The organism is Vibrio sp. 10N.261.52.A1 (genome assembly GCF_002876325.1).
Classification (GTDB): domain Bacteria; phylum Pseudomonadota; class Gammaproteobacteria; order Enterobacterales; family Vibrionaceae; genus Vibrio; species Vibrio chagasii.
On sequence record NZ_MCYD01001258.1, the window covers coordinates 1 to 22,306 of the forward strand.

Annotated in this window: 19 protein-coding genes and 2 pseudogenes; 11 read left to right on the plus strand and 10 right to left on the minus strand. The window is 43.6% G+C overall.

Features of this window, described 5'->3' with window-relative positions; genetic code table 11:
* The first annotated feature begins 208 nt into the window (after positions 1-208).
* Positions 209-1,501 carry a peptidoglycan DD-metalloendopeptidase family protein gene (locus tag BCT81_RS26470; protein ID WP_102426388.1) on the plus strand — a complete coding sequence of 431 codons (1,293 nt, stop codon included), beginning with the start codon at positions 209-211 and terminating at the stop codon, positions 1,499-1,501.
* A gap of 146 nt (positions 1,502-1,647) precedes the next feature.
* On the opposite strand, the gene BCT81_RS26475 is transcribed toward BCT81_RS26470, so the two are convergent.
* Both BCT81_RS26475 and BCT81_RS26480 read right to left on the minus strand, forming a co-directional pair.
* Positions 1,648-3,492, minus strand: coding sequence for a bifunctional diguanylate cyclase/phosphodiesterase (locus BCT81_RS26475; RefSeq protein ID WP_102426389.1), 1,845 nt, complete (start codon positions 3,490-3,492; stop codon positions 1,648-1,650).
* A gap of 105 nt (positions 3,493-3,597) precedes the next feature.
* Complete coding sequence (locus tag BCT81_RS26480; RefSeq protein ID WP_004737774.1) at positions 3,598-4,494, minus strand: LysR family transcriptional regulator; 897 nt, start codon at positions 4,492-4,494, stop codon at positions 3,598-3,600.
* Positions 4,495-4,601: 107 nt separating this feature from the next.
* Between BCT81_RS26480 and BCT81_RS26485 the strand changes: the two genes are divergently transcribed.
* The 3 genes from BCT81_RS26485 to BCT81_RS29960 all read left to right on the plus strand — a co-directional run bounded on the left by BCT81_RS26485 (position 4,602) and on the right by BCT81_RS29960 (position 6,622).
* Positions 4,602-5,807 carry a multidrug effflux MFS transporter gene (locus BCT81_RS26485; RefSeq protein WP_102426390.1) on the plus strand — a complete coding sequence of 402 codons (1,206 nt, stop codon included), beginning with the start codon at positions 4,602-4,604 and terminating at the stop codon, positions 5,805-5,807.
* A 97-nt stretch (positions 5,808-5,904) separates the two neighbouring features.
* Entirely contained in the window at positions 5,905-6,255 is a 351-nt protein-coding gene (locus tag BCT81_RS26490) for a hypothetical protein (RefSeq protein WP_004737776.1), read from the plus strand.
* A 232-nt stretch (positions 6,256-6,487) separates the two neighbouring features.
* Positions 6,488-6,622: a hypothetical protein gene (locus BCT81_RS29960; RefSeq protein WP_277869848.1), complete on the plus strand. Its 135-nt coding sequence runs from the start codon at positions 6,488-6,490 to the stop codon at positions 6,620-6,622.
* 148 nt (positions 6,623-6,770) lie between these two features.
* On the opposite strand, the gene BCT81_RS26495 is transcribed toward BCT81_RS29960, so the two are convergent.
* From BCT81_RS26495 to BCT81_RS26505, 3 genes are all read right to left on the minus strand, one after another.
* On the minus strand, positions 6,771-7,388 hold the full coding sequence (locus BCT81_RS26495; RefSeq protein ID WP_102426391.1) for a glutaredoxin: 618 nt from the start codon (positions 7,386-7,388) through the stop codon (positions 6,771-6,773).
* A gap of 69 nt (positions 7,389-7,457) precedes the next feature.
* Positions 7,458-8,348 (minus strand): DMT family transporter, encoded by an 891-nt coding sequence (locus BCT81_RS26500; RefSeq protein ID WP_102426392.1) that lies wholly within the window; start codon positions 8,346-8,348, stop codon positions 7,458-7,460.
* Between the two features lie 155 nt (positions 8,349-8,503).
* Positions 8,504-9,457: a porin gene (locus BCT81_RS26505; protein ID WP_102426393.1), complete on the minus strand. Its 954-nt coding sequence runs from the start codon at positions 9,455-9,457 to the stop codon at positions 8,504-8,506.
* Positions 9,458-9,832: 375 nt separating this feature from the next.
* Here BCT81_RS26505 and BCT81_RS26510 point away from each other — a divergent pair, with 375 nt between their 5' ends.
* Complete coding sequence (locus BCT81_RS26510) at positions 9,833-10,852, plus strand: succinylglutamate desuccinylase/aspartoacylase family protein (RefSeq protein WP_102426394.1); 1,020 nt, start codon at positions 9,833-9,835, stop codon at positions 10,850-10,852.
* A gap of 324 nt (positions 10,853-11,176) precedes the next feature.
* Here the strand turns inward: BCT81_RS26510 and BCT81_RS26515 are convergent, their stop codons facing one another.
* The 4 genes from BCT81_RS26515 to BCT81_RS26530 form a co-directional block, all read right to left on the minus strand.
* Positions 11,177-11,905: a DsbA family protein gene (locus tag BCT81_RS26515; protein WP_102426395.1), complete on the minus strand. Its 729-nt coding sequence runs from the start codon at positions 11,903-11,905 to the stop codon at positions 11,177-11,179.
* Positions 11,906-12,011: 106 nt separating this feature from the next.
* Positions 12,012-12,581: a protein disulfide oxidoreductase gene (locus BCT81_RS26520; protein ID WP_102426396.1), complete on the minus strand. Its 570-nt coding sequence runs from the start codon at positions 12,579-12,581 to the stop codon at positions 12,012-12,014.
* A gap of 3 nt (positions 12,582-12,584) precedes the next feature.
* Entirely contained in the window at positions 12,585-14,648 is a 2,064-nt protein-coding gene (locus BCT81_RS26525; RefSeq protein WP_102426397.1) for a protein-disulfide reductase DsbD domain-containing protein, read from the minus strand.
* 946 nt (positions 14,649-15,594) lie between these two features.
* Positions 15,595-15,843, minus strand: a complete 249-nt coding sequence (locus tag BCT81_RS26530) for a hypothetical protein (RefSeq protein ID WP_102426398.1) — start codon at positions 15,841-15,843, stop codon at positions 15,595-15,597.
* 251 nt (positions 15,844-16,094) lie between these two features.
* Between BCT81_RS26530 and BCT81_RS26535 the strand changes: the two genes are divergently transcribed.
* Complete coding sequence (locus tag BCT81_RS26535) at positions 16,095-17,699, plus strand: mechanosensitive ion channel family protein (RefSeq protein ID WP_102426399.1); 1,605 nt, start codon at positions 16,095-16,097, stop codon at positions 17,697-17,699.
* Positions 17,700-17,852: 153 nt separating this feature from the next.
* A complete protein-coding gene (locus tag BCT81_RS26540; protein WP_102426400.1) occupies positions 17,853-18,686 on the plus strand; it encodes a RecX family transcriptional regulator in 834 nt (277 codons plus the stop codon).
* 31 nt (positions 18,687-18,717) lie between these two features.
* Here BCT81_RS26540 and BCT81_RS26545 read toward each other — a convergent pair whose 3' ends face one another.
* Complete coding sequence (locus BCT81_RS26545; protein WP_102426401.1) at positions 18,718-19,512, minus strand: LuxR C-terminal-related transcriptional regulator; 795 nt, start codon at positions 19,510-19,512, stop codon at positions 18,718-18,720.
* 258 nt (positions 19,513-19,770) lie between these two features.
* On the opposite strand from BCT81_RS26545, the gene BCT81_RS26550 reads away from it, so the two are divergent.
* From BCT81_RS26550 to BCT81_RS26565, 4 genes and pseudogenes are all read left to right on the plus strand, one after another.
* Positions 19,771-20,442, plus strand: coding sequence for a DUF3187 family protein (locus BCT81_RS26550; RefSeq protein WP_347232128.1), 672 nt, complete (start codon positions 19,771-19,773; stop codon positions 20,440-20,442).
* 52 nt (positions 20,443-20,494) lie between these two features.
* Positions 20,495-20,698, plus strand: a pseudogene (locus BCT81_RS30015) (DUF3187 family protein); the annotation flags it as partial.
* Between the two features lie 155 nt (positions 20,699-20,853).
* A complete protein-coding gene (locus BCT81_RS26560; RefSeq protein WP_102426404.1) occupies positions 20,854-21,885 on the plus strand; it encodes a porin in 1,032 nt (343 codons plus the stop codon).
* Between the two features lie 193 nt (positions 21,886-22,078).
* Positions 22,079-22,306 (plus strand): annotated as a pseudogene (locus BCT81_RS26565) (hypothetical protein); the annotation flags it as partial.

The window sequence follows — 22,306 nt, forward strand, 5'->3', positions numbered from 1 at the left end:
ATATAAAGCAGAGACTAGCCGTTTCTGCTTTTTTATTTTCAAATTTAGCGGTTAATTTTATTCGATGGAGTGCCTTGTTTCAGCCTCGGCAACTCAATGACTTAGCGATACCCAGTAAGATTCGTGTCATATTATGACAATGCGTTGATGATTTATGCGTTTGAAAAGCATATCCTATACCTTTATGTCGTAGAAAGACCTGTTTACCGTGTATTCAAAAATATTTTCCTCTCCGTTTGCTGAGCTTTCACCTGTAAAAAAAGTAGCGATTTTAGGACTGCCACTTGTTGCCGCAATCGGCGTTGCTCTGCAATCGTCTCAATCGAATCTGACGAAAACGATCGATTTGAACTTACCTGATTCAACCGTGATTGAGTCTATTTTGTCACCTTCTCCTGTCGTGGTTATTGAACCGCCAACGTTTGAGTATAAAATTCAATCGGGTGACAACCTAAGTAGCATCTTCACTCAACTTGGTTTCTCTTACAAATCGATGATGAGTGTGATGGAAACCGACTTAAACTTCCTTGCTCTCGACACGCTTCGCCCTGGTAATACGTTACGTTTTTGGCGTGATGAAGCGACTGGCGATCTTTCCAAAATGGAACTTCAATTCAGCGTTGCCGACAAGGTGGTTTATCGTCTGCTTGAAGGTGGCTCTTATGAATTTGAAGACATCTCGATTCCTGGTGAGTGGAAACAAAAACCTTTAGTGGGTGACATTCAAGGCAGTTTCTCTGTATCAGCAAATAAACTGGGTCTAAATGGCCTTGAGATTGACCACGTTGTTACCTTATTAAAAGACAAGTTGAACTTTAGTCGCGACCTACGTGCTGGCGATAAGTTTGAAGTGCTGCAGAAAGTACAGTTTGTCGATGGTGTTGCTACTGGCAAGCGCGAGATTGAAGCGATTAAGATCATCAACAAGAACCGCATTGTTTCTGCGTACTTACATACTGATGGGCAGTACTACGATGCGAACGGTGATAGCTTGCAACGTGCTTTCCAACGTTATCCGGTAAGCAGCGGCTGGCGTCAAAGCTCTCAATTCAACCCTAAGCGTTTGCACCCAGTGACAGGTCGAGTTTCACCGCACAACGGTACTGACTTCGCAACGCCGATTGGTACGCCAGTTCAGGCAACCGGTGACGGCAAAGTGATCATGACGCGTAAACACCCTTATGCAGGTAACTACGTAGTGATTCAACACGGTAGTACGTATAAAACGCGTTACCTCCACTTAAGCAAGATTTTGGTTCGTAAAGGACAAACGGTTTCTCGTGGCCAACGTATTGGATTATCAGGGAAAACGGGTCGAGTTACTGGGGCACACCTTCATTACGAATTGATTGAACGTGGTCGTCCTGTCGATGCGATGAAAGCCAATATTCCAATGGCAGATTCTGTGCCTAAAAAGGAAAAATCAACGTTTGTCGCTGCTCGTGATGAAGCGGATGCCTTGTTACAAAAAGCGTTAGAAGCGCAATCAAGCAAGAGCTAATGAATGACGTTTAGTCGTTATCAATAAGCTTTGAAGAACAAGTTATTGAAGCAGCCGCGATGCTGAGCTCAATATTTAATTATTGAGTTCAATATCGCGGCTTTTTTGCGCTCAAGAGTTGGCCCTTCTCTGGAGGTGGAACACCTTTAAGCGAGGGTTTCGGAGTGGGTCACGTAACTAACAATCGCTTCCGGTCTCATTGGTGGCGAATAGAAATACCCTTGAATTTTGTCGCACCCCATTGCGTGCAGCTTTTCTAACTGCTCATGTTTCTCTACTCCTTCAGCTACCAACGATACATCAAGCCGTTGGGCTAATTGGATTATCAACCAAACGACGCTCTCTGAAGTCGAATTTGTGAGTAAGTTTCGAATGAAGGTCGCATCAATTTTAATGCAATCGATAGGGTAGCTGTGTATGTAATTCAGACTGGAATAGCCAGTACCGAAATCGTCTAATGCAATAGTGAAACCTTGCTCTCTAAGATAGTTGAGGGCAGCTTTAGTCTCTTGAGTGTGCGACAGCAGCACGGTTTCGGTTAGCTCGATAACAAACTCGTTTGCTGTAAAGTGATGTTGCTCAATGGTCCTAGTAAGGTAAGAGATATAACGTTTAGAGTCGGTAAGCTCGTGGGCAGAGCAGTTTATCCCGAGCTTGATTTTATAACCTAGCCCTTGCTCCAACGTTTTCTTTGCACGGCAGACTAACTCGATGATGCGTTCACCCAGTTCAACAATCAATCCAGACTCTTCTGCTACTTGAATAAACTCCACTGGAGAGATATCGCCATGTTGAGCGGTTTTCCAGCGTGTCAGCACCTCAAAGTATTCCCAACGTTTTTCCCCTCGGCCAACGATAGGTTGGGCAACCACGTACATGCCATTGCCATCTGGCGTTAGGTTATTGGAAATAGGGTTTTCAAGTTCACTTCGCAGTGCGGCAATGAGCTCCGCCTTTCTTTGGTAGCGAAATCTTAGATGGGTGTCATAACATTGAATGTGGGTATCGGGGCTTTGTTTACACTCTTTTAATGCCAAGCTGGTGTTGAAGATGATCTGCTCGACATCCTTGTTGTCTCCTTCTGAGCGAGCAATACCAATACTGACCTCAAAATCGATCTTGATGTCGACGCTTGAGTAGCCTTGTTTGATCTTCGCTAGTATTTGCTCACAAATGGCGATTGGGTCGGAGTGGTAGGTGATGAAAGCAAACTCGTTGCCTGCGGTACGGAATGTCAGGTTGTTTTCGGGTAAGGTGCGGCGTAACGTTTCAGCAACGAACTGCAGCACTTTGTCACCAATATAGTTACCGTGCTGGTCGTTGATCGCTTTAAAGCTATTGATATCGAGTAAGGCAACGGAGAAGGGAGTTACGCTTTGCTGAGTGATTGACTCTAGGGTATCTGACAAGCAGCTACGGTTGAGTAAGCCTGTTAAGCTGTCGTGCGAGACTTCATAGCTAAGTTGATTCACCAGTTGCTCAGAACGGTCGTTGAACCACATCTCCCTTAGTGTATGGATAATGATGTCGGCGAATAGCTGATGATGTTTGATTACCTCTTGTTGCTGAGTTGGGCTAAGCGGTGACGTGAAAGTTGAAAACAGTACGCCCATCACTTCACCACTCTGAGTGCGAGTTGGGATCGCGATAGAGTTCTGTGAAGTTATCTCCTGTCGAAAGGCGGATGTCGGTAGAGATTGAACGACATATTGAGCAAACGAGCAGTCCGGGTGTTTTTGATTAACGGCCTGCTGGTAGATATGCCCGTGACGTGCATTTATCTTATCGTGTAAAACATGATCAGAGTGCGCGATAACGAGAGGAACAATTTGGTCTGGAAAGTACTTCTTCTCAATGATGCTGGTGTACTGCGTATCAAAGGTTTGATGTAAGGTGAGCACAGCAGACTCAAGAAGGTCGACACCTTCCAACTTCAATAAGCGACCTATGCGCTCTGTGTTTATTATGCCGTTCTGTGTATGTTGAGTCATAGTCACCATCCATAGTTAACCAGAATCACCGCGTACAATTGTGATATGCGTCTTGTTTATTATTGACCTCGCTGCATATTTTTTCAAATTTATTTGTGACTAATTTCACAAAATCTGAGTGCTACGCTCCTTATCGAGCCTATCTTTGAGGTGGTCTAAAAACAGTTTGGTTCGCGTATGCGAGTAATCAAGCTTAGGGTAGTAAGCGTAAACCATCACCTCATCTGCTGTGATATTTGGCAATACTGGAACTAATGTCCCTTGTTTCAGATCTTCTTTAATCATCGCTTTGATGGTCAACAACACGCCCATGCCCCTCTTTGCTGCATGGAATAGAGCTTCAGGGTTGGTTGTCGCAAAGTTTCCATTCAATGTGATTCGTTGTCCTTTCGTTAGCGTAACCTCACGAGTAGGACGCTCCCCCCAAATTAGCGAATTGTGTTGTTCCAAATCTTGTTCACAGCTTGGGTAGCCGTGTTTCGCCAAGTAACTCGGAGCGGCATAGAAACCGGCTTTGTGCTCGAACAAAGGTGTCTTTTTAAAGCTTAACGAGTTGAGTTGTTCAAGTTCGCGACTTATCACCAGATCTAAGCCAAGTTCAGGCAATTGTCCCGAGGTTGTGGTGATGAGCTGCACTTTAATATCCGGGTACTTTTCTAGGAAGTCGTCCATATGCTGGACCAAAAATTTAGAGCCAACTGCGATAGTCGCCCCAATTTTTAATAGGCCAGCAGGGGTTTGGTTAACCGAGCGAGTCTCATCAATGATCGACTGCCAGTTATCGAGCTGATCTTTGGCTCGTTGGTAAAAGAGTGCGCCTGCTTCGGTTTGGCTAATCGAGCGAGTCGTCCGTTTTAGCAGCTGAGTCCCGATACGCTCTTCAAGCCAGTTTACTCTTTTACTGATTGCTGAGCTGGTGGTATTGAGCTTGCGGGCTGCACCGTTAAAACTGCCTTCTTCCACCACTTTCACATAACTTTTTACGTTAAGTATCCAATCCATATTATTTCCTGTTGGGACTTAATCAAATTCCAATTTGGTTCATTATCAATTGCTGGCTCTGAATGTAAACTCATCTATGAACAAATAACAAACGAAAAGGAAATTTTTTGAGCCAATCGATCTTTAAAAAAACACCATTACTGTTGGCAATGATGATCATTGCTACTGGGCAAGTGGGTGTCAGTATTTACCTGCCATCACTGCCGCTGATTGCTGCTGACTTAAGTGTCACTCAGGTTGATGTACAGCTGCTCGTCACACTATTTTTAGTGGGCTTTGGTTTATCTCAACTATTTTACGGACCGATGTCTGATGCAGTTGGACGAAGACCTATCTTCTTGTTAGGTCAGGGTGTTTATTTGATTGGTACTGTTGTTTGTGTGGTCTTTTCTGACAACATGACAGCACTAGAAGTAGGCCGTTTGTTACAAGGCTTAGGGGCAGGTAGTGCCTCAGTGCTCGGGCGTAGCGTCCTCCGCGATAGTTATGATGGCGCTCAGCTTACTAAAGCGTTGTCTTATATTTCGATTACCGCTTCAATCATGCCGATCATAGCGCCAGTGTTCGGTGGCTGGATATCATTCCACCTTGGCTGGGAAGCGGTGTTCTTGTTTGTTTTACTCTATCTACTCGCGATATTCACTTTGGGTTACTTTGTTCTTCACGAGACGCTGCCCTACGGTAAGAGTAGTTTCCAAGTGAGCCAAGTCGTTAAGAACTACGGAAGTTTGATAACCAATCGACAAGTGTTAAGTAGCGCTAGTTACAACTGGATGAGTTACATGGCGAGTTTGGTATCGTTATCCTTGTTCCCATTCTTAATGCAGGAGCAATTAGGATTGACAGCTGCGGAATACGGCTCATTGATGATTGTTCCTTCGGCGGGGTTGATGATTGGCAGTGTGACATTGAATGTTTTGAATCGTCGTTTTAGTACGCCTCAATTAATGAGCTTTGCAATCTTGATCATTTTAGCGTCTGGAGTTTGGTTGCTGACACATGAATTAACCATCTTTAACTTGGTATGGGCGTTTACTTGGCTGACCATTGCCCAGGGTATCTCATTCCCTCTCTCTATTAGCATGTTGTTGGAACCACATAAGAAACAAGCGGGTGCTGTCTCTGCATTATCTGGCTCGATTCAAATGTGCTTAGCGGGTTTGTTAGGTGGGTACTTGGTTGAGAGTTGGGTAACGACTCATTTACAACTTGGTGTGTTTTACCTGTTGATCGGCGCGGGTATGGGCTCGGTGTTATGGTCTTCAATACGAATGAAAAAGAAGCTTAGCGATACCGAAGTCGAATACAGTTAGTTTCCTGTGTTGATGTTTGTGTATACGACGTTTAAGACGTTGTATTTGGATAGATGGTTTTCTACAATACCGGCGTCCATTTAATAGGTAATAAAAAATGCAGCAAAATGAATTTGAAGTACTGGTAAAAGCTATCTGCGCACTAGATGGCCTGCCACAGGCACTTGAGCTATTGAAATCCAATGAGGATACTGAAGTCGCTGAGGCTGCCGCATCACTGACTGGTCAATTTGCGCTAGCTGAAGTGGAAGGCGAAAAGCGCATTTACCACGTGACGCTTCAAGAAAATGAACAAGGCGAAGAGCAAGAGTACATCGAGCATGTGATGAACGAAGGTGATGACTTGATCAAATTTGCCGCTTGGTTCTTTGAAACAATGTTCGAACTAAAGCAAAAAGAGACTTATCAAATTGCTGGTAAAACTTACCGACAGCCAAAGCGTAGCTAACAAGTGTAAGTAATGGTTGTAGCTTGAAAAGCCGATGCTATTAAGCGAAACATGTTAAAAAGCAGCCCAAGTGGCTGCTTTTTTGTGAATGTTCCAAGCCACCTCTTGAACCAAAAAAGGCGTTCTGAAATAAAGTTATCAACTTGCAATAAAGTGTGATTTGGATCTTTTTTTTGTGAGTGTTAAGTGTAAAATCCGCGCACAAGAAAGTTGATTATGTGCGGAGATAAGCATGAACTACGAACTAGGCAACGCATACCTTGGTCAAATGGCAGCAAAAAACATGATGCACGAAGCAATGTACGGCAAGTCAAAGCCGAAAAAAGCATCATTCATCAAGCGAATGATGAAGAAAATGGCTAAGTAAGCATTTTTCAAAACGGAATTTTAAAAGGCCTTAAACTCATTGAAATTTAAGGCCTTTTTCGTATGCGCGATAGGTGATGTTATCGCTTTGATCTATTGTGGATGGACACAAAAAATATTAATGGGCGACTGAAATTTTCTAAGAAAGATCAGCCTGCTGATTGATTGGATAAGTCGACCACATTGTTTGGAATGGAATCTAGACCATTTTCTTTCATCCATGCTTCCAAGTTATCAGCCCCGCCGATGTACTTACCATTAAGCCAGATCTGAGGCACGGTCACTGGCGTTTTTTCACCAATATGTGCCTTTACCTCTGGAATCATTCGATACAGAGCTGCACTGTCTTTAACCACATCATGGTAGGTATACTCGACACCTGCTTCATCTAGCATCTTTTTAGCTTTTACGCAGTAAGGGCAGGTCGCTTTGCCGTAAACAATGTTGCCTTTTAGGCTGTCTCGTTTCGTCCACTCTTGGATTACCGATTGTACGAGTACGCCACGGTTAAGCGCTTCACCTTGGCTGACTACCTTACCTTCCACAACTAAGATAGGAGCGTGCCAAGCCCCAAGCTTTAGAGGCTCCCACCAGTGAGACAACCAATCTTTCACTTCTAGTTCGACATCGACATCTGCCAGTTCATTCTCAAAGGTGTCCTTCAGAATGTCTTTGGTAAGGGTACATTCTCCACATGGGATGTTTACTTTAAATGGACCCCAGCTGCCTGCCCAACGGTACAGTGTAATCTTGATTGGTTTCTTCATGGTTACGACCTCGCTTCAAATTCTCTTATCAATATAGAACGGACAGCAGAACTATTTATTTCAAACCTTCTAAATTTTCTTCTCTTTAGCTGGTTTTTTTGTTTCCCAGTGAGTGATGAAGGCGACAGAGGCAATAATGATTGCCGCACCTAACCATAGACGACCAGGCGGCACCCAACTGAATACCAGCCATCCAGCCAGTACATTTAGAGGTAATTTTGCATGATCAAAGGGTTGGACAAAGGATGCATCAGCCACTGAGTAGGCTTTTACAATGGCCCATTGTGCGAGGGCGGTTAACACGCCAATTACAGCTAGAATACCCCAAATGGTAGTGCCACTTGGTGTTTGCCAGTCAGGCACGGCTAACATGATGTTGAACGGTGTAATCAATAGCAGGAGATAAACCACCATGGTTGATGGGCTATCTTGTGATGACAGCTTCTTCACCATCAGCGAGTAGCACGCCCAAAAGAATGCAGCGCCAACAGGTAATAAGGTTGCCCAACTAAAGTCTTCGGCCCATGGCTCTAGAATGATCATTGCACCAATGAAGCCCGCTAATGTTGCTCCCCAGCGTGCAGCACCAACTTTTTCTTTTAAGAACAGTCCTGAGCCTATCGTCGCAAACAACGGAGAGGTCATCAGCAGTGCGATACCTTGCCAGATCGGCACAGGGTAAGCGAGCGCCCATATCCAAAGCTGGATACCAATGACCGACAAAAAGACACGGAATACGTGCAGTTTGAGGTTGTCGGTCTGGAGTGCGCGGCGAATACCTAGTGTTTTCAAGTAAGGAAGAATGGCTAATAAAGCGATGGCGTATTGAATGACGGCAACGGTAGTAGAAGTCAGTCCGAAATGAATGCTAGCAATTTGAGTCAGGCTGTTAATTACGGCAAAGGCTAAGCCTGCGGTAAGCATCCAGCTAGCGCCTTGGATCGGATGGTGTTGTGACATGATGTTTCTAATTATTTGATGTGGTTTGCCTATGATACGGATTTAGCACCACTTAACCAGAAAAAGCATCGATGAAGTTGGTCAGAATATTCGAATATGAAAAAAGATTGAGCAATTGCCCAACCTTTTTAGTGTCTACCTAAAGTAAATTGAGATTAGAAGTCGTAGCGAATGCCAGCTTGCAGTTGATCGTCTTTATTGTCCAGCTGTTCAAATTTGTAACCAGCATAGGTACGGATGTGGCTGTTAAACTTATATACTGCTTCAATAGCAATGTTGTTTGCCTCTTCGTCAGCCGCTTTATCGAACTCACCGTAGTTATATACGCCAATCAACGATAGTTGTTTAGTTGCTTTGAAAATAGCTGATAGCTCGTAGCCAGTGTAATCTTCATCTGCTACTGAAGCCATTGTGTATAGACCACCAACAGTAAATGCATCCATTGAGAATTGAGCTACAAGGTTAATTTGGTCATCATCGAAGTTGCCATTCTTTTGAGCAACGTAACCAGCACCAAGGTCAAAAGCTCCTAAGTTGTACATAGCCGCAAGACCAAAGCTGTCCGCATCTTTTTCATCCGCAGCTATGTAGTTTGCTTGAACTGTCAGTGCATCAAACTCGCCAGAGTAAAGGAAGTTGTTTTCACGTTTGTCTTTGTTACCAGCAACAGCATCAGCGGCATCTGCACCAAATGTAGCCATCGTATCCGTAATATCTGTCAACATTACTTGAGCTGAGTCTTGCTTACCGTAAGAAAACTCGCCGAAGTTAGTACCAAGACCAGCAAAGAAGTAACGGTTAGTAAGTGAGTCAGTTTTTTCTCCGTTAACACCAACAGACGTATCCCCTGTAAACTCAGCTTCATATTTGCCAAAGCCGTATAATCCATCAGAAACTTGAGTTTTGCCTGAAATGTTTACGCGAGCACGTGACTTGTCTTTAAAAGAGCTGTCAGATGCACTTTCGTTGTTATCAGAGACATTGAAACGAGCCTCCGCACGACCACCAATCTTAAGCTCAGTACCGTCAGAGCTGTAAACGGTAGCTGCTAGAGATGAACCTGAAACTAGTGCTGCTACTACTGCAGAAGCTAGAACTGCCTTTTTCATAATCACTTACCTTGTATTTTAAAATCCGTGAGCGAAGTGCTCTCCGTTTCGATATGAAGCTAATTTAGAGCAGCTAAATTAAGCTTTCATTTCTATAAAATTACATTTCAGTGAATAGGGAACTTTTTTAAGTGTTGATTTTATTGCACTTTTGTTTCAAATGGTTGAGTGATTAGTGAATAGTTATCCAAATAGAGTAATTGGAGAGTGGTAACCGGGGCGGTCTCAATCTGAAAGATAAATTGAGGAAGTGGGAGGGAGAGCAAACGAGTAGCGTCTCTTTGGCTGATTAACTGCTTGTACTGGTTACGATATCCTCTATGATGCAAAAACTGGCAACAGAATAGATTTTGTTCAAAAGCATGGAGAAGTTGGATGAGAACAGAGTACTTAGGGGATGTTTTACAAGGCAGGCAGGTTATTGGCTCTTTGAATGTTGAAGACTTGCCGATTGGAGAGCATCAGTTTTGGTTTCAAGTCACCAGTGATGGGTTAGGACAACCAAAAAATATGCCTGTCTCTGTTTTTAAAGGTAGCCAAGATGGACCTAAATTGATGATCACCGCTGGTATCCACGGCGACGAGCTCAATGGCGTGTTAGCTGCACAGCAAATTATTCGAGATTTAGTGGGTAAAGAGCTAAAAGGAACTGTGACTGTTGTACCAACGGTGAATTTGTCAGGTTTACTAAACCATAGTCGAGACTTTATCTCTTCCGACCCGGGTTCTTGCCCTGCGAACCTCAATCGACTTTTCCCCGGAGACCCACATGGCTTAGCAGCCGAGCGCTTTGTTGCTTCTTTATGGGAACGCTTACTCAAGCATAATGCTACTTTTGCTGTCGACTTGCATACCCAGACTCGTGGTGCGGTATACCCGCTATATGTATTTGCGGATTACAGAATTGACCAATGTTTAGAGATGGCGAGACTGATGCAGCCAGACTGCGTGCTCAATGATCCCGGCGATCCCGGCATTCTTGAAACGGTTTGGAATCGAAGTGGAATTCCAAGTATTACGGTTGAAGTAGGGATGGGTAAGTTTACTCAGCCCGATATGATTCAAAGAGCGGTTGACGGCGTATTTAATATGCTCTCTTACTATGACATGTTTGAATCTGATCAAGCCTGTGACCAGATAAACAAGCAGTTACCTGGCATGGATTGGGTTGAAGGCAACAACGTGGTGTCGATTCGTGCTGATATTGGTGGATTTGTGCTGCCTCAAGTTGAACTTCTACAAAGTGTAGATAAGGATGACTTGTTGGCTGTTCAATATGATGCGTTTGGTAATGAGTGCCGTCGTTATCACGCGCCGTCTGCTGGACGTGTCCTTAGCTATAACGTGGATGCGTTGAGAGAACCTGGCGCGCTTGTCTGTCGTTTATTGAGTTAGCTCCTATCGACTTTCACCTTTAGGCACTTGCTCTATCACCTTTGAAACACCTAAAAAAAGACCGAGCCAAGCTCGGTCAAAGGACAGTTGTCGCGAGTTAACACGTCTTCGCACTCTTCGACAGAACTGCTTTTAGGCTAACGAGAATAGATTAAGAATCCATTGCGAGACGGTGACACTTAGAGTGTTTTTCTATTTCAAAATGATGACCTTACAGTCATGACCTCTAACCGCTGCGATCAAATACTGATAAACAAAAAAGCCTACTGTGAGTTAAACAAGTAGGCTTTTGGGGCTTTTAATGGGTGGCTTTATCTTTACTTATTAGCGTGATAAAAAAGCCTCATCCACAATTTCTTTTAAGCGATCGTAAGGAACATACCCTGGTAAGATTTGCCCATTCATCATCAATGTTGGTGTGCCTGTTAAACCGAGTGCACTAAACGTTTGGTGGTTGGTTAGCAGTGTTTGGCTTTGGTCCGGTGTCGTTTCTAATTGTGCTTCTGTTCCTGTTTTCTTCGCGACTGCTTGCAGTGATGATTTGGTGTGAATGCCACTTTTCGCCATCAGTAATCTGTCGACTTCTGGGAATGCTTCTGGCTTATCCTTCCAAACTTTCATCGCATATAACGCTGCATTGGTATCAAGGCCGCTTACTTGTTGCTGTTTGAACGACAGGTAAACATTGATGATCTTAATATCACTGTCTTCTGAGGCTAGTTGAACCAAGCCTTTTTCTAAGCGCTTACAGAATGGGCAGTTGTAGTCGGTGAAGTTAATGATCACCGACTTACCATCAGGGTTTCCGGTAATTGGATGAGCATCGTTGTTGTACAGCCAATCATGGCTCTCTGCTTGAGCTTTCTTTGCTTGCGCTTGCCCTGCAACATACTGCTCTAAGCTGGTGTGTAGCCCCGAAATTGTAGAAGGGTTCTCTTTGAGGAATTGGTTGATCTCCTCAAGCTGCTGTACTTGCTCTTTGTTTAGTTCTGCGAAAGCGCTTGCGCTCATCATTGAGCCTAAAATCAGTGTGCTAATCAGAAGTTTTTTCATGTTATTAATCTCAAATTCTTTTAATGGCGAGCGCCAATTGAGTTGCGCTCGCGCTAGTGTTCTTTAGTTGGTTTAAATTGACCTAATGGCCTGTGTTGCAGATAAGTTATGCAAAGTAAGTTCTTAGCCAAAGTCCGATTGGAGAAGTAACGCCCGTGGCGATACTGCTTATCTTTCCATCTTTGATGATGACAATACTTGGTGTGACATTGATGCCCCAACTTCTGCTGATCGAACCAGAAAGATCATTAATCACAGGGAAATCATACTCTTTGGCATTCATGAAACGTTGTACTCGTTCATCTGGCCCGGAGGACAAAGCAACAGAGACGACTTGATGTGAATCGCTGAAGCGACTCACGGTAGGGCTCACCAGTTTGCAAGCACCGCACCAGGTAGCCCAAAAGTAGACAATCACTGGTTTGCCATTTTTACTGAGCTCAATGACGTCAATATCCTCACCTTGGATCGATTGACCCACGATTGGAATGGCATCTCCTTGAGGCATGTTTCTACTGTGATAAAAATCCATGGCAAAAGAGACAACGCCTACGATCAAGATCATTGAGATGAGCTCTTTTCCCCACTTCTTAAGACGGCTCTGCTTTTTCACTTCGTGCTTTGCATTGCCACTTTCCGTTGTGCCAGTTGTATCTTTAGCGTTGGGAGTCTTCATTGATTACCTCACTGCATCGATAGCTTGAACAACCGTGTCACTGTCGAGAATCACGGGGAGAGGGATGCCTTTTTTGTAGCTTGGACCGTAAACGATGTTAAATGGAACACCGAATCGCCCATTGCTTTGCAGGTATTGGGTGACGCTTTCACTCGGTGTTGTCCAATCGCCTTTCATTAAAACAATGTCTTCTTGCTGTAGGTGGCTGTACACCGGATCTTGGAGAATCACACCGATCTTGTTTGCTTTACAGGTGATACACCACTCAGCCGTCACATCGACAAAGACCGTTTTACCTTCCTCAACTAACTGAGGAATTTGTTTAGCATCTAACTTCTGCCAAGGTAGGTCATCGACAATCGGGGTCGCCCAGTTATCAGCTGTCACGCTACCAATGATGAGCGCAGCACCAAACGTTAGAGTAGTGGTTGCCATGATTGGCACCAGCACTTTACGACCTAGTTTCATGCCAATCCAAATCAATACTGAAACAACAATAAACAGAGACAGCAGGATGGTCGGGAACTTACCGATGAATGGGGTCAGTAAGCTTGTTAACCACAAGCTGGTGATGAACATCATTAAGCCAAATACCAACTTAACTTTGAACATCCACGCGCCCGGTTTCGGCAGCAATTTGGTTAGCCTTGGAAACAGAGCGAAGATTAGCCAAGGTGCACTCATACCAATGCCAAGTGCAATGAAGATAGCCCATAGTTCTTGGTAGCTTGCCCCAAGTGCATAAGCTACGGCGGTACCCAGGAATGGCGCGCTACACGGTGTTGCTAAGAGTGTGGCAAACATGCCTTGAACGAAGTGACCCGAATGTGAATCGTCCCCTTTGGTTGCCATCCAAGTGTTCAAACCTGAAGGCAGTCTGAATTCGAATAAACCAAGTAGGTTGATTGAAAACAGTAAGGTGATGATGAGCATGAATCCGATAAACCAAACATTTTGGAATTGGATTCCCCACCCAATCGCATTACCACCTACTTTTAGGAGTGTCATGCCAAGCGCTAGCAGTGCGAATGAAGTAATCACACCTGCAGCAGAAGCCAAGAACGAAAGGCGAATATGACGATGAGAGGCACCTTGATTTTGAATGATGCTGTTTAGCTTCATTCCTAAAACGGGTAACACACATGGCATGATGTTGAGGATCAAACCACCAATTAAGGCGAAACCGATCATCGCAATAAAGCCGTTGTTGCTCTCTTGATAAGCGATTGGCTCTGAGCCTACTTTAGCTGTCATCTCTTCAGCAAAGTTGGTATCTGAGACTGTAACACTTACCGTGCGATCGGTTAGATCGACTTCGCCAATCCAGTTACTCACGTCAAATACCGCAGTCATTGTATTGTCGGTAATATGAACGGTAGGCTGAGAGAAGAAGTCATCGATTACCTCTTCGCCGTCAATCAGTACCATAGGTTTATCCCAGCCATCTTTACTCGTCAGCTGAGTTACCAATTGTTGTTTGCTTTTGTCCCAGTACAGGCCATTCACAGAAGCTCGATTAGCTTCGCGTGGAGACTGACTCATGCCCTGATTGAACAAAAACATGGCTTCTTCATCGAGCTCCAATGTTTGTGGGTCAATCGGCAATTCAATGTCGTAATCGGTTAAAACACAGATATTGGTACATGACGGAAAGGTGAAAGACGCCTTGAATATTGCAGGCTTGGTGTTGTCTTTCAATGTGAGCGTAACTGGGAAACTGACATGCTTTTTATAGCCCAATGTCATTACATCTAGCTGCTCGTAATATTTAGGGATAGGCCAATGCCACTCAACTGATTCGATGTTGGTGGAGCCAGACCAGTCCCAGCTTGGCGGGATGCCTCCTTCACCAGGGCTACGCCAATAGGTTTTCCAGTCTCCATCGAGCACGACATCGAGTACGGTCTGAATTTGAGAACCGTCATCGGATTGTTCTCCTGTCGACATCATTCGCATCTTTACAGGCGGGTGCTCAGGCACACTCAGCCAGCCGGTCGTTTGTGCCAGAGCTGTGAATGACGTCATTACCAGTAGGGCAGTGACTATAGTTTTCGCGCATGTACGCATGCAGAATGCCAAACAATCGGCAAACTTAGTTAGAAGTGTGTTGTACACAAATGTATCTCCAAAAAATAAATAAAAGGGTGTAATGGCCCGGTTATTTATTCTCTAAATATACAGTGCTTTAAGTGTAAGCGGTGCTTTGTTGGTCGAGCAGAGCGATGATTTTCTCTGGATAATCTCGATATGTGAGGTGGAAGGCTGAATGCTACAGCGATCAGAAGAATAAAAGGGATCAGCCAGCCAGTTTTAGGTGTTGCGAAGGTGAGCATTTTAGAGCTCAGGTCACAGGCACTCGAAGTTGGCGCAGACAGTGATTTAGATGCTTGAGGACCGAATACGCTGGAATAAAGCTCAGACATTTTTTCAGACGAAGCCATAGAGGCTTGCGGATCACTGCTTTCAGTACCAAGACGCGTTGATTGACTAATAGAATAGTTGGAAAACGTAACTTTATTTGCAGACAGCGTACTCGCCAGACAAGTTATGATAACCAGTCCGGTAAGGAAAAGCGCCCAAAGCGATTGCTTTTGTTGGCGGTTTTGGTGAGATAAAAAGAATCTAGGTGTGCTTAGCAAATCAATCAGTAATAGAGTCAGTTAGTATTGGATCTTGGTCTTTAAATTGACGAACTATTTTTAATCACAGAGTTATCAAACAGCTCATTTCACGGCGGCTAGCTTAGATAACTTTGCTTTGTGCTACAAGTCATAAAACTGTCAAAGCCCAAAGGTGTATCATCACCAAACCTAGACGTTAAGGCACCGCGATTTGAGTTAAGTTCATAAGAATCTGATCTTTTTAATATTTCTTTTTACGGTGCCGCTAATAAACGTTTGCGATGATTTCGGGTACAAAAAAGCCCAATCATTCACCTGGAATCTGATTGGGCTTGTTCAATTCTTATCTGTGGCTGCAGAAGCTTAGTATTCTAACTTCCTGCTTAGCCGTTTTAGTGACTGCGGCGTGGGCCGTTACGCACTAGGTCTTTGCCGTTTTCAAATACTTCGTCAGTAATCCAACGAGCAAGTAGAACCTGGTGGCTGCTATTGAATACAGCAACAAAGTGACGACCGTCAGAGTTATTGGTCGCCATACCAACGCCTTCAACACCTTCTAGGCCTAAACCGCCAGATTCTACTGAAATTAGGAATTGTTCTAGTTCTTCAAGCGTTTTAATTACATCAAGTTCGTTGTTCATTTTTTCATTCTCTTGCTGTAACCAATACCGGGTAATAAGGCGTGTTAAAGCATGCGCCTAAAGCCGATCTCAGTCGTTATTCTTTGTTGGATGCGTACTCTACAGATCATGGAGAGCGATTGGAACTCTCAAATATTAGATACGGGCTGATATTTTGCGAAGTTTTAACACAACATACGTTTAAATGCTTGTTATCCATCTTCTTTTTACTACTATTTATAGGGTCAATTTAGACAGTAATAGGAATTAATATGATGAAGGTTTGGCGTTGTCTATTGTTAATGTTGACGTTTGTCGCATTCGGAAGTTTCGCGCAAAGTGTCGATAAGATAGCACAAGTACAAGATCAGCTTATGCTCGATCTGGCAACATTAGAAACGGCGCATGATGCTGAGAAACCCTTTCTTGAAGATATTTTGAGACGCAAGAACCAAGGGCTACGTGAGGAGATATTTACACAACTCTCTTCAGACAAGAAAGAAGGGCTAGATGCCGTTCTGGCTCAGCAGGTAGAACTTTTACAGAAATTACTGACATTGAACGAAGATAAAATCGTTTCAATGAGTAAAGAAAATCGTTCGGCTGAAGGCGATGTTAAGAAGCGTCTTGAATTACGTATTCAGAAACGAATCGGGATGATGGACACCTACTACCAGCAGCTTGCGAAAACATTAGCATGGTCAAAAGAGCGTGGTGTCGATGTTACTGCATCGGAAGATACGCTGAAAAAGGCGTTAGTGTCTCGTTCTAAATACCTAACGAATGCGATTCTCTACACAGATACGCAGCGACAAGATTTAGAAGCACGCTTGTCGTTTGTTAATGAAGAAGAGAAAGCGACTATCAAGAAGGAGCTTGAGCGCTTCAGTGAGCGCACGAGCGTAATGGTTGCGAGCTTAGAAGAGACAATATCTCTGATGGAACCGTTTGGCGTCGACGTAACCTCATACAAGCGAGTGTTGTTGGCGACAACGGGAGACATTAACGCTGATGTGTTAGACGTTGATGTTGCATTGGAGCTTTTAGATGGCTGGCTTCGTTCATTTAGTGCGTGGGCATTCGAGAACACGCCATCATTCGTTGTTAAACTGGCTCTGTTCTTAGGTATTTTGTATGTAACACGTCTACTGTCGAACGTTGCGCGCAAAACCGTTCGTAAGAGTGTGTCGCATTCTAAAATGGACTTCAGTGTATTGATGCAGGACTTCTTTGTGTCAATTGCATCGAAAGCCGTCGTGTTTATCGGTTTGCTTATCGCGCTGTCACAAATCGGGATAGAGCTAGCACCACTGCTAACCGGTTTCGGTGTTGCTGGTGTGATCATTGGTTTCGCATTGCAAGATACGCTATCTAACTTTGCTTCTGGTTTGATGATCTTGATCTACCGCCCGTACGATGTGGGTGACATGGTGAAAGTGGCGGGTGTTCAAGGCACGGTAAAAGACATGAGCCTTGTATCAACCACAGTACAGACTATCGATAACCAGCGTTTGGTGATTCCAAATAATAAAATTTGGGGTGATGTTATCAACAACATTACTGCAGAACGTGTTCGACGTGTCGATATGGTGTTTGGCATTGGCTACTCTGATGATATTGATAAGGCGAAAGCCGTCTTAAACGACATCATTATTGCGCACCCTAAAGTACTGAAAAAACCAGAGCATATGATCAAGCTTCATACCTTGAACACATCTTCTGTAGATTTCGTGGTAAGGCCGTGGGTTAAGACCGACGATTATTGGGATGTGTATTGGGATGTGACGGAAACTGTGAAGAAACGCTTCGACGAAGAAGGCATCACTATTCCGTTCCCTCAACGTGATGTGCATGTATACAACCACGAAGAGAGCTAATCACTCATTGATTAACGTGATAATTAAATGGACGCTGTTTCGGCGTCCATTTTTTGTTGTCGTTTTATCTTAAACTTCATTCCGCTGCCACACTTCACGCAACTCAGAATTACGTTATCATGGGGCAGGCTTAATCTTGATAGTTGAAATTGAATGGATGATTCACAGCAAAACCCGGATATGAAAAAAGCAACGGTAAGAAAAGCGCGACGAATCGAAAGTGTTATGAACTCTGCTATGTGGCATTTAACTCAGAGGGATATGACTGAAAGCGAGTTGACTGCGAAACTGAAAGTGAAAACGGACAATCAAGATTGGATTGACGAAGCCTTGAGGAACTTGAAAGGTTACGGCTATCTAAAGTCTGATCAGGATTTTGCAGAGCAATTTGTCGAGCAAGCTTTTTTTGGCGAATTTGGTTCGCGATACATCATTGAGAAGTTGAAGAAGAAAGGGCTAACAGATTTGGTTATTTCGGATGCGATTCATAAGGTATCTGCTGATAAAAACATCGATGAACAAATGATCTTGATCGATCGAATCAATCATTACTATTCGGGTTTTACCATGAGCCGTGAAAAGCTTGTAGCGACACTGCAAAAACGTGGCTTCAGCTATCAACAAGTCAAGGTTGCTATCGATCAGCATCCGCAAGCTCATGAGCTCAAGACTAATATTCAGATCAAAGCCGAGAAAGCTGATTTAGAGAAAGAAGTGTTGAAATACGCGCGAAAAGGGAAGGGGTTGACTGCCATTCAGCAAGAGCTGAAACAACGACAAATCGACACCAGCGAGCTATCAGCGTTAATCGATCGATTAATCAACGAAGAGCAACTGGACTTCTACTCGTCTTGTTTAGAACAACTACAGAAAAAGTCTTACGATCTTAATGACCATAAAGAGCGCTCTAAGGCTTATGCGATGCTCAGCCGTAAAGGTTTTTCATCGGATGAGATAAAGTTTGCGTTAAGTGAAGGCAACGAGTAACTGATGAGTAGCGGAACCAGGATAAACAAGCCTATCGAGTCGCATCTCTATTTTCAGTAATCCCTAAGCCGTTACGCAAAGCAAATTGAACTAATTCATTGTGATTATTCAGGTTCATTAACCCAAGTATTCGGTACTTATGTGATTCGATGGTACGCGGGCTGAGGTGCAATTTATCTGCACACTCCTTGGCAGTGTACCCTTGAGCGATAAGTGATAGCACTTTGGTTTGCTTTTTCGATAACAACAACAGCTTATCACTATCGTCTTCCCACAAGTTCTCACTTTGATTCAACGTTCGCGCTAATGTTGAATGCTGCCAATAACAAAGCCACATCTCACACACAAGCTTCAGACGCTTAATGTCTTCTAAACCCAATTTGGTTTTATTGTCGTGGAAGTTAGTGAAAGAGAGTGCGCCCCAACGTTGATTAAACAGCTGCAAAGGGATAATACAGTGCCACTTGCCGCCTTGTTGATAAAGTCGACTCAAGATATCGTTTTGAATTTTAGCGAGCTGATCTTCTGAGAACTCTAAGTAGGTCTCTTGGGTTTTGAGTAGCTTTAAATACTCGAGATGGTTACAGCCTAAAAAGTCTTGTTTATCGATAGGTGGAATATGTGACTTAGATACCGAGATTGTTTTCCCGTCTTCAAGCAGTACCATAGAGTTTGGGTACAGGGTTAATCTGTCAATATCAAACCAGTCTAGAACGTCAAAGCTTGCCGTGGACCAAGTTGCAGTAAAATCCTTTGGATCACTATTGATCAAAGTTTCAGACTGATTCATCAACAATTGCTCAAAGCTCTGGCTAGAGACGTTCACATTTTGTCCTTATCAAAAGTTAGGTTATTCATTCACGCGGTGAAGATATTCGTTAAAACGCTCGAGAGCAAGTGAACATTAAAAGATCGTTAAGGTGTTCTTAGCTCGATTTTTTTAGAACACATTATTCTATGTATTTTAGCGAAAAGCAGTAAATTTGCTGCATTAATTGAAGGCTGTTTTTAAGAGAATCGGACGTTTTAAACCATTGAGAAAGTTGTGACAGAGTTAAGAACATTTCTGACTGTATCCCTATCAATATTGCCTTTTCACAGTGCTGTAGCATCTCCAATGTTCGTCTATGCACAATCTCCCATTCATTCGAATGTGCTCTCTACACAGCTTCGTTCTGCTGAACCAAATAGGACTGGTACGATTGAGTTTAAGTCCTCTTACACGCAGGCCAGTATATGGGCACATACACAAGCTTATTCCTTAGATTATTATCAAAATCAGTCGAATATTGCTGTTCAATGGCAAGCGTCTCCGATTTGGAAAACTGAACTCGATTATCGTGTTGTCACAGCAAAAGATAACGGTTTAGATAGTTTTGTTATGGGATTTCATGATCTGTTTGGTGTTGGACAGAATGGCCGTGATGAGGTTACAGAAGACCAGTTCACTATCGATTTTCATAATGCCGGTATTCATGTGTCAGATTTCGAAGGTGATGACCTAACCAATGCGCTTACCTTCTATAATAAGTTGTTACTGTATTCTCGAGGACCGATGTCACTGTCGGCTGGTGGTTCACTGTTTTACAACAATGTAAGAAGCGGGCAGTTTGCGAGAACCAGTTTCGAGCAGGGTGTCCAACTCAACTACAGCTATATCACTCCAAGGCACAGTTTCTTTTCTACCATTGGCCTTGTGCATCGAAACAGCGATGGTCACTTAGTTAGTGATGAGAGGCTAGCACCTAGCACTTGAAAACGCGAGTGCTAGCTGGGCTGTTGGGTATGAATATCGATGGAATCAGCGCCATAGCTTTGTCCTTGAATCGCTTAACTATCAAGGTTGGGCGACCAATGATCCAGATTTCTCGGAGCCATCGAATGAGGTGGTTGTGGGGTATCGCTATCGTTTGTACCGCCTTGCTTTAGAAGCCTTGATGATTGAGAACATTCGTAATATGGATAACAGTACTGATATCGGTTTCACGCTCGGCTTACGTTTCTCAATATAAAAGCGATCTCAACATATCATTATTTAATTAAATTCATCTTGGCTATAAAATTTCAGTAATTTTACGGTATATCAATAACTGTAATTTTTGAACAATAGCGCCACTCCAAAAGGCCGGACTAACAAGGCCGAATCAATATATAGGTAGTGGTAATCATGAAAAAAACATTAGTAGCACTTGCGATTGCAAGCATTTCAACTTCAGCATTCGCTGTAAACACAAGCAGCCAAAATAGCCAGAATGAAGAGATGTTTGCTTTTGATTCTATGCACAAAGATCAATTCTCAGTAGCAGGTTCTTTCGGTGTTGGTGGTTACTACGACACAGGTTCAAAAGCATTTTACGATGACTGGGCGACTGGTCTAACACTGGCGGTAAGCTACCGTAACAACCGTTTTGTTGGTTACTTCGAAACTGACATGATGCTGAACTACACAACTGACAATAACGTTGCAGCGAACGACGCAGCAACATCTGGTTGGGTGAATGGCATTGATACAGGCCCAGCGACAGACGTTGATAAAGCGTGGTTAGGTTTCGACACTGGTTACGGTATCGCTTCATTCGGTTGGGAAAACGATACGGCACTAGATAAAGTTGACGGAGCTGGTGATAACACTTACGAGTTTGGTGCTTCTGCTGGCGACGCTTCTGATGCATTCAACGTCGTTAAGTTCCAAGGCGCAACTAACGGTATTGCTTACGCAATCTCTTACTTTGAGACTGGTGATGACCATAACGACGCAGATAAAGGCGTTAACGGTTACATCGGTATCGAGCAAGAAGTATTTAGCGTATACGCGGGTTACGAAGCTCGTGACGATGAGAAAGATTACGAAGTATACACAGTAACTGGCAGCATGAAGTTAGGTTCAATGAAGCTAGGTCTTAACTCTTGGATCGATCAAAACGATGAGATGAAGAATACAGGTTTCTACTTCTCTGGCGGTTACACATTGTCTGATGACCTAACGATTGCAGCCGGTTACGCTTTCAATACCAACGAAGAAGATAACCTATCAGATGTAGATTCTTCGTACATCAACGTTGCAGCTATGTACCGTATTGCTGATAACGCAGACATGGGTATTGATATTAAACAAGATATCGAAGGTGCACGCTCAATTGGTAACACGCAATACGACGAAGAAACACACGTATTCGCAGCTGCTTACTACTACTTCTAAGAGTAGTGTCGAGGCTTAGGCGCGCTTGAGAGCCTAAGACTTTAAAACTCGAATATTGAGACTGAACGTCATGGTGTAATTACTGCCCGGTCTTTGCACCATATTCTCTTCTTTGCGCAGCTTAAGCATCCACTGTTCGACATGTGGTATGCCACTCAAGCGTTACGAGTGGATTATTATCTGGAGAAACAAAATGGTTAAGAGCATATCTGGCAAGGGTGTCATTTATGGCAATGAGACTCTGTTTACGTGCAAACCTAATCGAAATGGATTGTTCGAATTGGCACGTAAACATGGAAGAGCTGCTGGTACTCGTCCACAAGACTCACAAAACAAAGTCTACGCAGAATCTTTAGATGAAGCATGGGACTTACTGAAAACTGAAAAGTTTTATATTGTTTTGACTGGACAAGTATATGGC

Excerpts from the sequence above, each read along its gene's own strand:
- BCT81_RS26475 (WP_102426389.1), bottom strand. The coding sequence starts at position 3,492 with ATGACTCAACATACACAGAACGGCATAATAAACACAGAGCGCATAGGT.
- BCT81_RS26480 (WP_004737774.1), bottom strand. The coding sequence starts at position 4,494 with ATGGATTGGATACTTAACGTAAAAAGTTATGTGAAAGTGGTGGAAGAA.
- BCT81_RS26490 (WP_004737776.1), top strand. The coding sequence starts at position 5,905 with ATGCAGCAAAATGAATTTGAAGTACTGGTAAAAGCTATCTGCGCACTA.
- BCT81_RS29960 (WP_277869848.1), top strand. The coding sequence starts at position 6,488 with ATGAACTACGAACTAGGCAACGCATACCTTGGTCAAATGGCAGCAAAA.
- BCT81_RS26495 (WP_102426391.1), bottom strand. The coding sequence starts at position 7,388 with ATGAAGAAACCAATCAAGATTACACTGTACCGTTGGGCAGGCAGCTGG.
- BCT81_RS26500 (WP_102426392.1), bottom strand. The coding sequence starts at position 8,348 with ATGTCACAACACCATCCGATCCAAGGCGCTAGCTGGATGCTTACCGCA.
- BCT81_RS26505 (WP_102426393.1), bottom strand. The coding sequence starts at position 9,457 with ATGAAAAAGGCAGTTCTAGCTTCTGCAGTAGTAGCAGCACTAGTTTCA.
- BCT81_RS26510 (WP_102426394.1), top strand. The coding sequence starts at position 9,833 with ATGAGAACAGAGTACTTAGGGGATGTTTTACAAGGCAGGCAGGTTATT.
- BCT81_RS26515 (WP_102426395.1), bottom strand. The coding sequence starts at position 11,905 with ATGAAAAAACTTCTGATTAGCACACTGATTTTAGGCTCAATGATGAGC.
- BCT81_RS26520 (WP_102426396.1), bottom strand. The coding sequence starts at position 12,581 with ATGAAGACTCCCAACGCTAAAGATACAACTGGCACAACGGAAAGTGGC.
- BCT81_RS26525 (WP_102426397.1), bottom strand. The coding sequence starts at position 14,648 with ATGCGTACATGCGCGAAAACTATAGTCACTGCCCTACTGGTAATGACG.
- BCT81_RS26530 (WP_102426398.1), bottom strand. The coding sequence starts at position 15,843 with ATGAACAACGAACTTGATGTAATTAAAACGCTTGAAGAACTAGAACAA.
- BCT81_RS26535 (WP_102426399.1), top strand. The coding sequence starts at position 16,095 with ATGATGAAGGTTTGGCGTTGTCTATTGTTAATGTTGACGTTTGTCGCA.
- BCT81_RS26540 (WP_102426400.1), top strand. The coding sequence starts at position 17,853 with ATGGATGATTCACAGCAAAACCCGGATATGAAAAAAGCAACGGTAAGA.
- BCT81_RS26560 (WP_102426404.1), top strand. The coding sequence starts at position 20,854 with ATGAAAAAAACATTAGTAGCACTTGCGATTGCAAGCATTTCAACTTCA.